The sequence below is a fragment of the Streptomyces sp. NPDC056948 genome, assembly GCF_042674225.1.
In the GTDB taxonomy this organism is placed as follows: Bacteria; Actinomycetota; Actinomycetes; order Streptomycetales; family Streptomycetaceae; genus Streptomyces; species Streptomyces purpurascens.
Map to the genome: position 1 here is coordinate 39,405 of NZ_JBHUQX010000007.1, position 13,174 is coordinate 52,578.

A 13,174-nucleotide genomic window follows, 5' to 3' on the forward strand; every position below is an offset into this window, starting at 1 on the left:
CTTCAGCTCTCTTTCTGCTTCAGGGCCTCGGCGAGTCCCGGTGCCTCCCGGTCCCGCTGGGACATCGAGGTGGGCGGCAGCGGCCAGGGAATGGCGAGCTCCGGGTCGTCGAAGGCGATCGTCACGTCCTCGGCCGGATCGTGCGGGCGGTCGATCCGGTACGAGGTGTCGGCGGTCTCGGTCAGCGCCTGGAAGCCGTGCGCGCACCCCGCCGGGATGTACAGGGTCACCTGCGTCTCGCCGGACAGCTCGAAGGAGGCCGTGTTGCGGTAGGTCGGCGAGTCCGTCCGCAGGTCCACGACGACGTCGAAGATCCTCCCGTACGAGCACCGCACCAGCTTGGCCTCGCCGGCGCCGGAGCGCAGGTGCAGACCGCGCAGCACGCCCCGGACCGAGCGGGACACGCTGTCCTGGATGAAGGCGTCCGGGTCGAGGCCCACCGAGCGGACCACGTCGGCGTCGAAGGTGCGGCAGAAGAAACCGCGTTCGTCGGCGTACGGGGTCGGCTCGAACAGGTACGCGCCGGCGATCTCCGGGACTGCGGTCGCTTTCATGAAGCCTCCTGCCGGGCGTGAGCGTGGTCGGCCGCCGGGATGAGGGCGGCGGTCAAGGCGTCGAACTGGTCCTCGAGTTGCCGGGCGGCCACCACGTTCCGCTCGGCGAGGGTCCGCCGCAGCTCCGCCGATCGCCGCTCCAGCGCCCGGAACTGTTCGAGCAGCCGGTCGGCGTCGACCTCGCGAGCCGGGTGGCAGTACGCGGCAAGGCCCATCCGATCCATGAGCGCGTCGCTCTTCGCCGCGTAGCTGAGTGCGAGCGTCGGCGTGCCGACCTTCAGCGCGCAGATCAGGTTGTGGTACCGGGTCGCCACCACGGTGCCGGCAGCCGCCGTCTCCTTCATCAGGTCGGCCAGCGAGGCCGCCTCGGCGGCGGTGACCAGCGGCGAGTCCACCGCGTCGAGGATCGCGGCGACCACCGGCGCGTCGCACTCGTCGCCGGTGAGCAGCCGGACCTGCCTGCCGTCCTCGACCAGGGCGCGAACGAAGCGGGTCGTCCCGTCGAGGTAGCGCCGGTGGATCTCCTCGGCCCGGGCGCGGTCGTCGTTGCCGCCGTGGAAGTCCATGACGCCTACGCAGACCGGACCTGCCGGATCCGGGGGAGTGCTCGCCCGTGGCGTCGGCAGGGCGAAGGCGAGGTCCGGGTAGACCTCGTCGCGTGCGGTGTCCACGCCCATCTCCCGCATCGAGTCGCGGGATCGGGTGTCACGGTACGACCGGTAGGCGGCCAGCCGAGCCGACCAGCGCACCAGGGCCCGGGTCGGCCGGTCGCGGATCGGGGCAGCGCCGACGCCGACCAGCGCGACCCGGGTGCCGACCAGCCGGCCACTCGCGCAGAGCAGGAACAGGGAGTACGGGAAACCCCACGGCCGCAGCGGCAGCGTGGCCTCCAGGACGCCCATGCCCGGCACGATCACCACGTCGTGCCGGCGCACCCAGGCGGCGGTGCGGAAGACGTCGACGAGTTTGCCCAGGCCCTTGCCCGCGATCGCGCCCGCCCGCGACGCCGTCCGGTACTCCCCGCGGTACCAGTGCAGCCGCGTCGCGCGGATCCCGTACCGGGCCGTGACGACCTCGGGCCCGCCGCACAGCGCGTCCACGACCGCGTCCGGGTGCTCGGCGCGGAGGTACCCGAGCACGGCCTCGAGCGACCCGTCGTTGCCGAGGTTGCCGGAGCCGAGCAGACCGAACACCCCGACGCGTACGGGAGTTCTCATGTCTGCCGCCCCTCGCGTCCTGCGACGAGGTCGTCGACGGAGACGGTGAGCTTGGCCGGGTCGACCGGGGCGCGGTCCTCGACCCGCTCGCCGGCGCCCGGCCGCACCCGGCTGGTCATCCAGGCGGCGAGGTGGCGGTAGCAGGCGCGCCGGTCGGCCGCGGAGAGCGGCGCCCGCTGAATCGCCGAGGCGAAGCCCCAGACGTACTCGGCGAGCAGCCGCGGCGTCGGGTGCAGCGGGCCTGCCCGGCGCGGGTCCAGGTTGACGCACCGGGAGCGCTTGGAAGGGTTCGCCCGCTCGGCGCGGGTGGGGTGGTCGCGGCGGAAGTACAAGAGTTCCGGCACCTGGTGGAAGGGGCCGTGCAGGACGATCTCGGCGACGAACGTCCGGTCCGCGTGGTGATAGCTGTCGTGCGGCTTCACCCGGCGCAGCATGTCGGCACGCATCACCCCGTAGAAGTCGTCGCCACCGGGCTCGAACAGGAAGCTTCGGAAACGCTCCGGCGCGTGCGGGGAGGCGGTGGCAAGCCCGTACTCGTACGGGACCTTCACCTGCCCTTCGCCGTCGATGACCGCCTGGTCGGAGTGCGCGAGGACCACGTCCGGCCGCGCGTCCAGCGCCGCCACGCAGCGCCGCAGCAGGTCCCGGGCGTAGAGGTCGTCGTGCGAGGCCCACTTGAACAGTTCGCCGCGGCACTCGGTGAACACGTAGTTGTGGTTCGGCGCGGCGCCGATGTTCCGAAGCAGCCGGATGTACCGGATGCGCGAGTCCTGCGCGGCGTACTTGCGGCAGATGTCCTCGGTCCCGTCCGTCGAGGCGTTGTCGGAGATGACCAGCTCGAAGTCCTCGTAGGTCTGGCCGAGCAGGGCGTCGAGCGATTCGGCGAGGTACTCCTCGCCGTTGTACACGGGCAGGCCGATGCTCAGCCTGGGTCGGGCGGTCATGGCGTCCTCACTTCGGAGATGGGGTTCCGGTGGTGCTCGCGCAGGGCGGAGCGCAACTGCAGCCACCACACGGCGGAGGCGGCGAGGGTCGCGGCGGCGACGCCCCAGGCCGAGCCGACCGTGCCGGCCAGGGCCGCCCCGCCGAGCCCGCCCGCCACGTAGCAGGCGGAGGCGAAAAGCTGGCAGCGCAGGCTGCGCCGGGCCGCGGCGAGCGCGCGCAGCCCGGCCGCCGCGCCGGTGCCGAGGCCGGCGCCCGCGACGCCGAGGGTGACCGGCACGATGAGCTGTGCGGCGGAGTGCCAGACGTCGCCGAGCACGAGCTCGCCGAGCCGGTCCGGCATCAGGAGCAGCGCCCCGCCCCAGAGCAGCGCGGCGACGGCCTGCCCGCCTCCCAGCAGCAGGCAGAATTTTCCGAGGCGGTGCGGGGCCCGTCGCAGCACCCGTGCCGCCTCCGCGACGGTGACCAGCGAGAGACCCATCAGCACGGCGAGGAACGGGCCGAGCAGGAGCTCGGCGCCCCGGACCGCACCCACCGCGCCGACCCCGACGATCGCGCCGAGCCCGTACGCCCGCAACTGGCTCGCGCCGCTGAGGCTGACGTTCTCGACCAGGTAGCGATAGCCGAGGTCGCGTTGCTCGCGAAGCCACGCGCGTGCCCGGGTCATCCGGGGCCGGATGCCGGACTGGACGTAGCCGTACCCGGCGGCCACCGTGGCGGACGCGCCCCAGGCGAGCACGAAGGCGGCCACGCTGCCCACGCGGGCCGCCACCACCATGGCCGGGACGAGCGCGACGCCCCACACGAGGTCGTTGACGAACGCCTTCCGCCCGATGCCCGCGGCGAAGAACGAGTACCGCCAGGCGTCCTGGAGCAGCAGCCCCGGCAGCATGACGCCGAGACAGGCGAACGCGGGCCCCACGCGGCCGCCGAGAGCGAGGCCGGCCACCAGACACGCCGCACCGATGGCGGTACCGACGCCGAGCGCGGTACCCGACGACCGGGCCACCGCCCCGCGCCAGGACGCGTCCGGCACGCCGCTGAAACGCACCACGAGCGGGTCGGTGGCAAGGCCGCGGGAGACGTTGAGCACCACGCCGTACGTCACCCAGGCGAGGCTGAAGACGCCGAACGCGGTCACTCCCAGCGAGCGCGCCACGTAGATCCCCACCGCGAAGTTGCTGATGCTGGAGGCCGCCTGGTCGGCCAGTCCCCAGGACAGCCGGCCGGCGAAGGCACGCCGGGCGGATCCGGCCGGTGCCGTCGCTTTCTCCTCCTCGGTGGTCATCCGTGTCACGCCTTGATCAGCCCGGCGCCGTGCAGGGCGCCGGCCGCGGCGGCGACGGTGTCGAACGGCAGCCCGGACCGCTCGGCGACGTCCAGCAGACTGTGCTCGCCCTCGGAGAGGCTCAGCACCCAGAGCATGGCCAGCTGGGCCTGCTTCGCGTCGCTGCGGCCGCCGAGCGAGTCGTACAACCCGCGTCGGCCGAGCTGTGGTTCGCCGTAGGGGCTGAGGTTGACGTACCGCCGGTTGCGGTCCAGCACGGCGAACGCCTCGCGGCACACGGCGAGCGTGTCCGCCATCGCCTCCGGGGAGACGAAGTGCGGGTTGTCCGCCGAGGTGTGGTACTCGGGGTACCCGGCGTACGGGGTCCGGCTGAGCGAGCCCACGCCGAGATCGAACCCGGGCGAACAGAACTGCCGCTCGTCGTAGCCGTACGGAGTGAACTCGGTGATGTGGTGCGGGCGTTCGGAGGCCGTCAGCACATGCCGCATCACCCGGTCGATCTCCGCGTCGCCGCGCCTGCTCTGCTTGTACGTCAGTCGGCCCGAGTCACCGGCGCAGGCCAGCACGAGGCCGTGCTTGACCCGCTCGATCCGCTCCGCGTTGCGGGCCAGCCAGGTGATCGCCCCGATGGTGCCGGGCGCGTAGATGAACCGGTAGGTGTAGTACGGCTTCTCCTCCGCCAGCGCCCGGGCCAGGAACGTCGCCACCGCGATGCCGGCCAGGTTGTCGTTGGCCAGCGACGGGTGGCAGACGTGGCAGGAGACGATCACCTCGTCGGCGACCTGCCCGGGGACCACGTGCTCGGCGTAGGTGAGGTGGCCGTCCGCGAGCGTGGAGTCGACGCACACCTCGTAGTCGCCGTCCGGCAGCGCGTCCAGGGTCTCCTGGGACAGGCAGAAGCCCCATTCCGGCTTGTAGTAGCTGGTGCGGTACGGCACCCAACTCGGGTGCTCCGGCAGGGTGTGCAGATGTTCGCGCAGCTCGGCGAGCGGCATGGTCGTCGACACCGGCACGCTGTAGCCGAGCACGTGCAGGCTGGACGCGGCGAAGTCGACGACCCGGTCGCCCGCGGTGTCGGCGATGTACGCGTCCCGGATGTTCCACTCCTGCGGCACCGTCCAGTCGAGCACCTGCGTCCCGGTCGGCACCTCGTGCACCTGGAGCGGGACGTACTCGCCGACGATCTCCAGGGTGGCGCGCACACCGTCGCCGGTGATGCTCCGGCAGAGCGGGTACAGCCGCTCCACCAGGGCGTGCATCTCTTCGCCGACTGCGGTCATCGGCGCCACCGCAGGGTGTCGTCGACGGCGCCGGCGTCGGAGGCGGCGCGCAGCACGGCCAGCCGGGTGAAGCGCCGCTCGAAGTCCTCCCGGGTCAGCCCGTGTTCGCGGTAGGCGTCGGCGAGGTCGAGCGCGCCCTGCTTCACCGTCCACTCGCAGTCGAAGCCGGGGATCGCGGTACGGAACCGGGAGAAGTCCACCCGGTACGACCGCGGATCGGCACCGGTCTCCCCGGTGATCCTGACCTTCGAGCCGGACACCGCCTCCGCGACCTGCTCGGCGATCTCGGCGACCGTGACGTTGTTGATCTCGCTGCCGATGTTGAACGCCCTGTCGTGCACTGCTTCGCGCGGCGCGGTCAGCGCGGCCGTGAAGGCCCGTGCGATGTCGGCGGCGTGCACCAGCGGGCGCCAGGGGGTGCCGTCGGAGAGCACCAGCACCTCGCCGGACAGGAGCGCGTGGCCCACCAGGTTGTTCAGGACGATGTCGGCGCGCAGCCGGGGCGAGTAGCCGAAGGCGGTGGCGTTGCGCATGAACACCGGGCTGAAGTCGCCGTCGGCCAGCGCGTGCAGGTCGTCCTCCACCCGCACCTTGGACTCCGCGTACGGCGTCACCGGGCGCAGCGGGGCGTCCTCGCCCACCAGGTCGTCACCGCCCGCGGCGCCGTACACCGAGCAGGTCGACGCGTACAGGAAGCGCCCCACTCCGGCGTCGCGGGCCAGCCGGGCGAGGCGTACGGAGGCGTGGTGGTTGATGTCGTAGGTGAGCTCCGGCGCCAGCGATCCCAGCGGGTCGTTGGACAGCGCGGCGAGGTGGATCACGGCGTCCACGCCGGCCACGTGGTCGGCCGTGACGTCGCGCAGGTCCACCCGATGCCCGGACGGGTCCGCGGGCGGCGGGCCGAGGACGCAGTCGGCGAACAGGCCGGCGTCAAGGCCGACGACTTCGTGTCCGGCGGCGGTGAGGACCGGGGCCATCACGGTGCCCAGGTAGCCCTGATGTCCGGTCAGCAGTACGCGCAAGGTTCATTCCCCCAGGTCGAGAGTGAGTTTGGTGACGGCGAACGCCTCGGCGTAGCGCTCGTGGCATTCGATGCCGCGGATCCGGGCGAGACCGAGGAAGGCCTCCCGGTCGTACCAGGGCCGGTGCCGCTGCGAGGGGTAGTGCTCCTGCAGCAGCCGCACCTTTTGTTCGGCGGTCTCCGGCGACAGCGGCTGGTACGCCGACGGACGGCCGAGATCGCCGTCCCACTTGACGATCTCGTAGCCGAGGACCATGTGGTCGCGGAACGCGGTGGGAAGCAGCTTGGCCAGGCCGCGGTGATCCTGGTGCGCGTCATCGGTGCGCGGGGCAAGGACGAGATCCGGCTCGGTCTGCCCACGCAGCTCCTCGACCGCGGCCTTGGCCTCCTCCCAGTGCGCGGGCATCCGCCCGTCCGGCAGCTTGAGCACGGTCAGCCGCAGGTCGGCGCCCGGGCAGAAGGCGGCGAGCGCGGCCCGCTCCTCCTGCTCCCGGTCGGTGCCGCCGCCGGAGAGCACCAGCGCGTCGACGCGGATACCCGGCCGCGCGAGGCACAGCGTCAGCAGCGTGCCGCCGGCGCCGATGGCGATGTCGTCGCAGTGCGCGCCGACCGCGACGATCCGGTCCAGGGGCCCGGCCCCGAGCCGGATCACGCCCGCACCCCGGCGCTTTCCCGTTCCCACACGGCCCACGGGCGGTCGCCCCGGGCGTAGGCGTCGTCGAGCGCGGCCCGCTCCTTCACGGTGTCGGTCGGCTTCCAGAACCCGCGGTGCTGATGCGCCACCAGCCGTCCCTGCTTGGCCAGTTGGGCGCATCCGTCGGCGACCAGGTCCCCGTTCTCCGGGATGTGGTCGAAGACCTCCTGGCGGAGCACGAAGTAGCCGCCGTTCTCCCACAGCGGCATGTCGCTCACCGCGGTGATGCCCCCCACCAGGCCGTCCTCGCCCAGGTCCACGCAGTGGAACGACGACTGCGGCGGCACCACCATCATCGACGCGCCGGCGTCGCGCCGGGAGAACCGGTCGATCATCTCCGGCAGCGGGGCATCGGTGAGCACGTCGGCGTAGTTGGCGAGGAACATCTCGTCGCCGTCCAGATGGTGCCGCACCCGGCGCAGCCGCTCCCCGATCGGTGACTCGATGCCGGTCTGCGCGAATGTGATCGTCCAGTCGGCGATGTCGGTGGACAGCAGCTCGGTCCGCCCGCCGCGCAGCACGAAGTCGTTGGACGTCGTCTCCTCGTAGTTGAGGAAGAAGTCCTTGATGTGGTGCGCCCCGTACCCGAGGCACAGGATGAACTCCGTGTGCCCGTAGTGCGCGTAGTAGCGCATCACATGCCAGATCAGCGGTCGCGGGCCGACCATCGCCATCGGCTTGGGCACGTCGTCGGACGTTCCGTTGCGCATCCGCATCCCATAACCGCCGCAGAACAGAACGACCTTCATGCCTCGACCTCGACAATGCTCAGTTCCGGGATGGGAAAGACCAGCCGGCCGCCCCAGTCGTGCACGAAGGACAGTTGCTCGACCAGCTCGGCCCGCAGATTCCACGGGAGGACGAGGACGTAGTCCGGCTTGTCGGCGGCTATCTGCTCGGGCGGCAGGATCGGGACGCGGGTGCCCGGGGTGTACCTGCCGTGCTTGTACGGGTTCCGGTCGACCGTGTACGGGAGCAGGTCGGGCCGGATGCCGCAGTGGTTGAGCAGGGTGTTGCCCTTGCCCGGGGCGCCGTAGCCGACGACCGTCTCGCCGCGCTCGGCCGCCTCGATGAGGAACCGCAGCAGGTCCCGGCGCACCTTGGCCACCCGTGCGGAGAACTCGGTGTACCCGGACAGCTCCTGCAGCCCGGCGGCCTTCTCCCGGGCCAGCACGTCGGCCACCCGCTGCGTCGGCTCGCCGGCCACCTCGGCCGGCCGCGCCCACAGCCGGATGGAGCCGCCGTGCGTGGGCAGCAACTCGACGTCCACGAGCGCGAGTCCGCCGCTCGCGAGGGCTCGGATCGCGGACGCGACCGTGTAGTACTGGAAGTGCTCGTGGTAGATCGTGTCGTACTGGTTCTCCTCGATCAGGGTCAGCAGGTGCTGCACCTCGATGGAGACCCAGCCGTCGTCGGCGACCAGGGCGCGCAGCCCCTCGGTGAACCCGACCACGTCGGGGATGTGCGCGTACACGTTGTTGGCCACGACCAGGTCCGCCGGGCCGTGCTCGGCGCGGACGGCCGAGCCGGTTTCCGGGGACAGGAACTCCGTGAGCGTGGGCACGCCCGCGTCCCGCGCCGCGGCGCCGACGTTGACCGACGGCTCGATGCCGAGGCAGCGGATACCCCGGTCCACCACGTGCTTCAGCAAGTACCCGTCGTTGCTCGCGACTTCGACCACGAAGGCCTCGGAGCCGTCGGTGCCCTCGGTGCCGAGCCCCACCCGCTGTACGGCGTCGGCGACGAACGTGCGCGCGTGCTCCACCCAGGAGGTCGAGTACGAGGAGAAGTACGCGTACTCCTTGAACGTCTCCTCCGGCGTGATCAGCGGAGGGATCTGCGCCAGCCAGCAGTCGGTGCAGACCCGCAGGTGCAGCGGGTAAGCGGGCTCCGGCTGGTCCAGTTGGTCCGCGGCGAGAAAGCTCTCGCACGGTGGCGTCGCCCCGAGATCGACGACGCTCGCCAGCGTCGCCGAGCCGCAGAGTCTGCATCGTGTCATTTACTGCCCCCCATTGATTCGGTCCCCGATTGATTCCGACCGACCCGCGATCGCGGTGCGGTACCCCTCCACCAAGCGCTCGAGGCCGACGGCCGGGCTGAAGCCCTGCTCGTACCGGCGCCGGGCCGCCCGGCCCATCTCCTGGTTACGGGCTCGCTCCGCCGTGATCCGGCGTAGGCGATCCGCGAGCGAGGCGGTGTCGCCCGGCCGGTGCAGCAGCCCGGTCACCCCGTCCTCGACGAGTTCGACGAAGGCGCCGTGACCGGCGGCGACGGTCGGGACCCCCGCCGCCATCGCCTCCACGACCACCAGGCCGAACGCCTCGAGCCACGTCGAGGGAGCCACCACGGCGACGGCACGCGCGACGGCCTTCCGGCACTCCGCCGTGTCGTACAGGCCGACGTAGCGCACGTCGTCCCGGCCCGCCGCCCAGGCGGTCACCTCCGGCTCCAGTGGCCCCGCGCCGGCGATCACGAGCGGCACACCCACACCGCCGTCCGCGGCGATCTCGTCCCAGGCGGCCATCAGCAGCCGCACGCCCTTGGCCTCCGCGAGCCGGCCGAGAAAGAGCAGATGCTCGCCGGCGCCCTCGCGGCAAGTGCCCGGATCCGGCACGAAGTTGTGCTTCACCGCCAGCCGCTCGGCCGGCATGCCGGCCCCCACCAGGACGTCGCGCTGCGCCGCGGAGATACAGAAGAACCGCTCCACGCCGGACCACCAGCGCCGCCGGTTGACCGACATGCTGACCGCGAGCGGCACCGTCGCCAGCCGGGAGCTCCGGTAGCAGCCGTGCCGGACGGCGGGCAGCGGTGCGGACCCGACGCACTCGGTGCACGGGCGGCCGTCCCGCTGCAGCGTGCCGGGCGGGCAGACCTGGGTGTAGTTGTGCAGCGTGGCGACGGCGGGCACGCCGGCGTCGGCGCAGGCGGCCAGCACCGCCGGCGACAGGAGCGGGAAGACGTTGTGGACGTGCACCACGTCCGGTCGCTCGGTGCGCAGCTTGGCGGCGAGCTCCGCGCGGACCGCCGGGTTCCACGGCACAAGGAGCGGTATCGCGGCCTTGCCCAGCAGGGACCGGGCGGCGATGTCGTCACTGCGCCGCTCGAACACCTCGACCCGGTGGCCGGCCCCGCGCAGCAGCGCCACCTCCTGGTCGACGACCTTGTTCTCCCCGCTCGGCTGCGCCGAGGCGTAGCGGTTGTGCACCACGAGAACGTGCATGCTCAGGTCACCTCCGATCTCTGGGCCCATCGCGGGACGGGTCGTCGAGGGGCTTCGGGCTTGGAGAGGGGAGTGGTCGCGGCAGGTGCCGCCAGCAGCGAGGCGGCCACGGCCAGATGCAGCAGATACGGCGAGGCGTCGCCCAGACCGGCCTCGGTGTACGACGCGATCGCGCAGTAGCTGATCAGGAAGATCGCGCAGGCCCTCTGCAGGGACGGTGGCCGCAGCAACGCGACGCCGCCCAGCACGATGATGATCGCCGCCACCAGGGAGACGCCGGTCAGACCCTGCTCGTGGTAAACGGCCAGCCAGCTGTTGTCGATCGGCAGCCCGCCGAACGACTTGTCGCCCAGGCCCGCGCCGAACAGGTACTCCGAGGTCGACCGGGGCGCCGCCAGCAGGGCGTCCCAGACCTTGGCCCGGCCGGTGAGGCTGGTGAAGTTCTCCTGGCTCTGCCCGCGCAGGAACCACGCCTGCAGCGCGGAGCCGAACCCCACCGCGGCCACGGCGGCGCACAGCACCGCCCAGGCGAAGAACCGGCGGGCGGCGGCACTGGTCAGGACGAGCGAGCCGATCGCCAGCGCCAGCCCGATGAACAGGCCGAGTGTGGCCGTCCGGGTATGGGTCAGCGCGAGCAGGACGAGCGCCGGCACGATGACCACCGCCGCGCTGCCCCGGTCGGTCCGGCGGCCCAGAACCAGCAGCACGGTGAGCCCGATGATCACCGCGGCGTACTGTCCGATCTGCGGCGGGGTGAGCGGCCACAACGCGCCGACCAGCCGCCCGCCGTAGAGCTCGGGCATGGCCGCGCCCGGTGAGATGACCAGGCCGGCGGCCACCGACCCGAGCACCGCGAAGTAGATCCGGATGTGGTGCCGTACGAACGTCAGGCCGCCGTCCCACCAGCGGCTGAGCAGCCACAGCGTGCCGACGAAGAGAGCCAGCCGGGCGCAGCGGAACAGCGCGCCGAACCCGGACTCCAGGTTCGCGCTGGAGATCACGCTCGGCACCAGCAGCAAGGTGAGCAGGAAGACGAAGGCACTGGCCCGGACGCGCAGCCGGAGATTGACGGCGAGCGCCAGCGCGAACGCGGCGGCCAGCGCGCCCATGGTGACCATCTGGATGAGGGAGCGGGGCAGCGGGACGATGGTCTTCGCCCCGGCGGAGCCGAGCGTGTTGAGGATGAGCAGTCCCCAGGCCGTACCGACGATCTTCGACGTGTGGTCCGTGTGGTCTGGGCTCATCTCAACCACCGTCCTGTGCGCGGAAGGTGCTGCCCGCGTCCTGCCGGTACGGCGTGGCCTGCCACTGCCCGAAGTCGAGCACCCGGCTCGGGTCGTGGGCGACGAACTTCCATGGTCCGACGTAGACGTTGTCGTGCCAGCGGTTGTGCTGCTCGCCGGTGATCGCCTCGGCCACCCGCTCGCCCTGGTAGGGCGACCAGTCCGGATAGGTGCCGTAGTTGGCCAGCACCGCCATGCGGTCGCACTTCACGGTGCACTCGACGACGGAGGTGTCCAGTACGAAACGGTTGTGGTGGATGTCCACCCGCTGGGTCTTCCACCGGCAGTCGGCGTAGAGCGGTGCGGTGGCGATCGCCGGCCGTGCGCAGCGGTCGGTGTCCTTCACCAGCAACGTGCAGTCACCGGACGAGGTGTTGGCCGGGCTGTTGCAGAACCGGTCGGCGTTCTCCCACAGGGTGATGCCGGACCAGTTGTTCTCCAGCACGTTCCGGTAGACCTCGATCTTGTTCGTCCGGGCTCGGATGCGAGGTTCGCCGCCGGACTCGGACAGGTAGATCGTCGCGAACGGAAAGTTGTCGCCGCGGTCGGCGTACCTGCGGCCCTCGACCCGATTGTTGCGCCGGATCGTGTTCTTCCGGATGACCGCGTTGTAGCTGGTCTCGTAGATCAGCGCGGCACCGTCGTTGGCCTCGAGCACGTTGTCCTCGATGCGGAAGTCGTTGTTGTTGGTGTCCGCCCACAACCCGGCTCCGCGGTTGTCGTGCACCCAGTTGCCGCGCACGTCGGCGCCGTCGACGGCCCAGAACTTGACGCCTCCGGTGCAGCCGCAGCCCTGCCGCCGCCGCTCCCAGTCGTCGGTGTTGTTGCCCACGATCTCGTTGCCCTCGACCACCAGGTCGCTGATGGGGCCGCCGGCCTTGTAGGCGTTCATGCCGTACTGCCCGTTGCCGCGCAGGCAATTGGCGCGGACCCGTTGGCGGGCACCGGCCATCAGCCCGGCGCCGGAGTTGTTCTGGATCGTCGCGTGCTCGATCACCCACCCGTCGGCCGAGTCATGGTTGACCACGCCCTCGTTGTGCGGCGCGACGAAACCCTGCACGGTCAGATGGCGGATGGTCACGTCGCGGGCGGTGCCGCCGAACGCGTACTGGTTGGTCTTCCGGCCGTCGAGCACCGCGCCCGGCGCGCCGAGGTAGCGGTTCCCCTTCTTGGGGATGACCTGGGCGTAGCGGTCCGGCTCGAGCCTGTGCGTGCCCGGTCGAAGCCAGAACGTGGTGTTCGCCGGGCTGCTCTTGGTCTTCGCCGCCAGGTCACCGGTCACCGCGGGATCGACCGTCACGGCGCCCGACGGCGCCTTCACCGGCCCGGCCGCGGGCTCGGCGCACACCCGGGCCACGGACGTGGACGGCACGGCGGTCGGCTCTGGCCGCGCGCCCGGCGCGCTCTCACACCCGGTCGCCGCCAGCAGGGCCAGCACCAGCGGTGCCGCCGGTAACGCCCGCTGCCGCCACTTGATCCCCACGCGCGCCCCCCTAGCCGCGGAACTTGAGGACGGTGGTGAACCCCTGCGCACCGTCGGCGAAGCCGGTGCCGACCAGCGTGGTGGTGGGTTCCTTGCGTCCGAAGCCGGCCGAGTACCAGCCGAGCGGCGGGTCGCTCTCACCGCGATGCGCCCGCCAGGACAACTGCCCGGGCAGGTCGAGTACGGCGGAGC

13 protein-coding genes are annotated in these 13,174 nt (G+C 71.7%); all 13 read right to left on the bottom strand.

The window, feature by feature from the left end; genetic code table 11:
* Window positions 1–2: 2 nt before the first annotated feature.
* On the bottom strand, window positions 3–554 hold the full coding sequence (gene rfbC / locus ACFTZL_RS02045; RefSeq protein ID WP_382577075.1) for a dTDP-4-dehydrorhamnose 3,5-epimerase: 552 nt from the start codon (window positions 552–554) through the stop codon (window positions 3–5).
* Entirely contained in the window at window positions 551–1,771 is a 1,221-nt protein-coding gene (locus ACFTZL_RS02050) for a polysaccharide pyruvyl transferase family protein (RefSeq protein WP_382577078.1), read from the bottom strand. Before ACFTZL_RS02050 ends, rfbC begins: the two co-directional genes overlap by 4 nt.
* Window positions 1,768–2,715, bottom strand: coding sequence for a glycosyltransferase family 2 protein (locus ACFTZL_RS02055; protein WP_382577080.1), 948 nt, complete (start codon window positions 2,713–2,715; stop codon window positions 1,768–1,770). Before ACFTZL_RS02055 ends, ACFTZL_RS02050 begins: the two co-directional genes overlap by 4 nt.
* Window positions 2,712–4,001: a hypothetical protein gene (locus tag ACFTZL_RS02060; protein WP_382577081.1), complete on the bottom strand. Its 1,290-nt coding sequence runs from the start codon at window positions 3,999–4,001 to the stop codon at window positions 2,712–2,714. The genes ACFTZL_RS02055 and ACFTZL_RS02060 overlap by 4 nt, the downstream gene beginning before the upstream one ends.
* Window positions 4,002–4,006: 5 nt before the next feature.
* Window positions 4,007–5,281 (bottom strand): DUF4910 domain-containing protein, encoded by a 1,275-nt coding sequence (locus tag ACFTZL_RS02065; protein ID WP_382577083.1) that lies wholly within the window; start codon window positions 5,279–5,281, stop codon window positions 4,007–4,009.
* On the bottom strand, window positions 5,278–6,303 hold the full coding sequence (locus tag ACFTZL_RS02070; RefSeq protein ID WP_382577086.1) for an NAD-dependent epimerase/dehydratase family protein: 1,026 nt from the start codon (window positions 6,301–6,303) through the stop codon (window positions 5,278–5,280). Before ACFTZL_RS02070 ends, ACFTZL_RS02065 begins: the two co-directional genes overlap by 4 nt.
* A gap of 3 nt (window positions 6,304–6,306) precedes the next feature.
* Window positions 6,307–6,954, bottom strand: coding sequence for a PIG-L deacetylase family protein (locus tag ACFTZL_RS02075; protein WP_382577088.1), 648 nt, complete (start codon window positions 6,952–6,954; stop codon window positions 6,307–6,309).
* Complete coding sequence (locus ACFTZL_RS02080; protein ID WP_382577090.1) at window positions 6,951–7,745, bottom strand: glucose-1-phosphate cytidylyltransferase; 795 nt, start codon at window positions 7,743–7,745, stop codon at window positions 6,951–6,953. Before ACFTZL_RS02080 ends, ACFTZL_RS02075 begins: the two co-directional genes overlap by 4 nt.
* Entirely contained in the window at window positions 7,742–8,995 is a 1,254-nt protein-coding gene (locus tag ACFTZL_RS02085) for a class I SAM-dependent methyltransferase (RefSeq protein WP_382577093.1), read from the bottom strand. The genes ACFTZL_RS02080 and ACFTZL_RS02085 overlap by 4 nt, the downstream gene beginning before the upstream one ends.
* Window positions 8,996–10,216, bottom strand: coding sequence for a glycosyltransferase (locus ACFTZL_RS02090; RefSeq protein ID WP_382577096.1), 1,221 nt, complete (start codon window positions 10,214–10,216; stop codon window positions 8,996–8,998).
* 2 nt (window positions 10,217–10,218) lie between these two features.
* Window positions 10,219–11,460, bottom strand: coding sequence for an O-antigen ligase domain-containing protein (locus ACFTZL_RS02095; protein WP_382577099.1), 1,242 nt, complete (start codon window positions 11,458–11,460; stop codon window positions 10,219–10,221).
* A gap of 1 nt (window position 11,461) precedes the next feature.
* Entirely contained in the window at window positions 11,462–12,982 is a 1,521-nt protein-coding gene (locus ACFTZL_RS02100; protein WP_382577100.1) for a right-handed parallel beta-helix repeat-containing protein, read from the bottom strand.
* 10 nt (window positions 12,983–12,992) lie between these two features.
* The coding region (locus ACFTZL_RS02105; protein WP_382577103.1) for a hypothetical protein at window positions 12,993–13,174 on the bottom strand (182 nt) is incomplete at its 5' end.

Coding starts and splice junctions, on each gene's coding strand:
- rfbC (WP_382577075.1), bottom strand. CDS start 554: ATGAAAGCGACCGCAGTCCCGGAGATCGCCGGCGCGTACCTGTTCGAG.
- ACFTZL_RS02050 (WP_382577078.1), bottom strand. CDS start 1,771: ATGAGAACTCCCGTACGCGTCGGGGTGTTCGGTCTGCTCGGCTCCGGC.
- ACFTZL_RS02055 (WP_382577080.1), bottom strand. CDS start 2,715: ATGACCGCCCGACCCAGGCTGAGCATCGGCCTGCCCGTGTACAACGGC.
- ACFTZL_RS02060 (WP_382577081.1), bottom strand. CDS start 4,001: ATGACCACCGAGGAGGAGAAAGCGACGGCACCGGCCGGATCCGCCCGG.
- ACFTZL_RS02065 (WP_382577083.1), bottom strand. CDS start 5,281: ATGACCGCAGTCGGCGAAGAGATGCACGCCCTGGTGGAGCGGCTGTAC.
- ACFTZL_RS02080 (WP_382577090.1), bottom strand. CDS start 7,745: ATGAAGGTCGTTCTGTTCTGCGGCGGTTATGGGATGCGGATGCGCAAC.
- ACFTZL_RS02085 (WP_382577093.1), bottom strand. CDS start 8,995: ATGACACGATGCAGACTCTGCGGCTCGGCGACGCTGGCGAGCGTCGTC.
- ACFTZL_RS02090 (WP_382577096.1), bottom strand. CDS start 10,216: ATGCACGTTCTCGTGGTGCACAACCGCTACGCCTCGGCGCAGCCGAGC.
- ACFTZL_RS02095 (WP_382577099.1), bottom strand. CDS start 11,460: ATGAGCCCAGACCACACGGACCACACGTCGAAGATCGTCGGTACGGCC.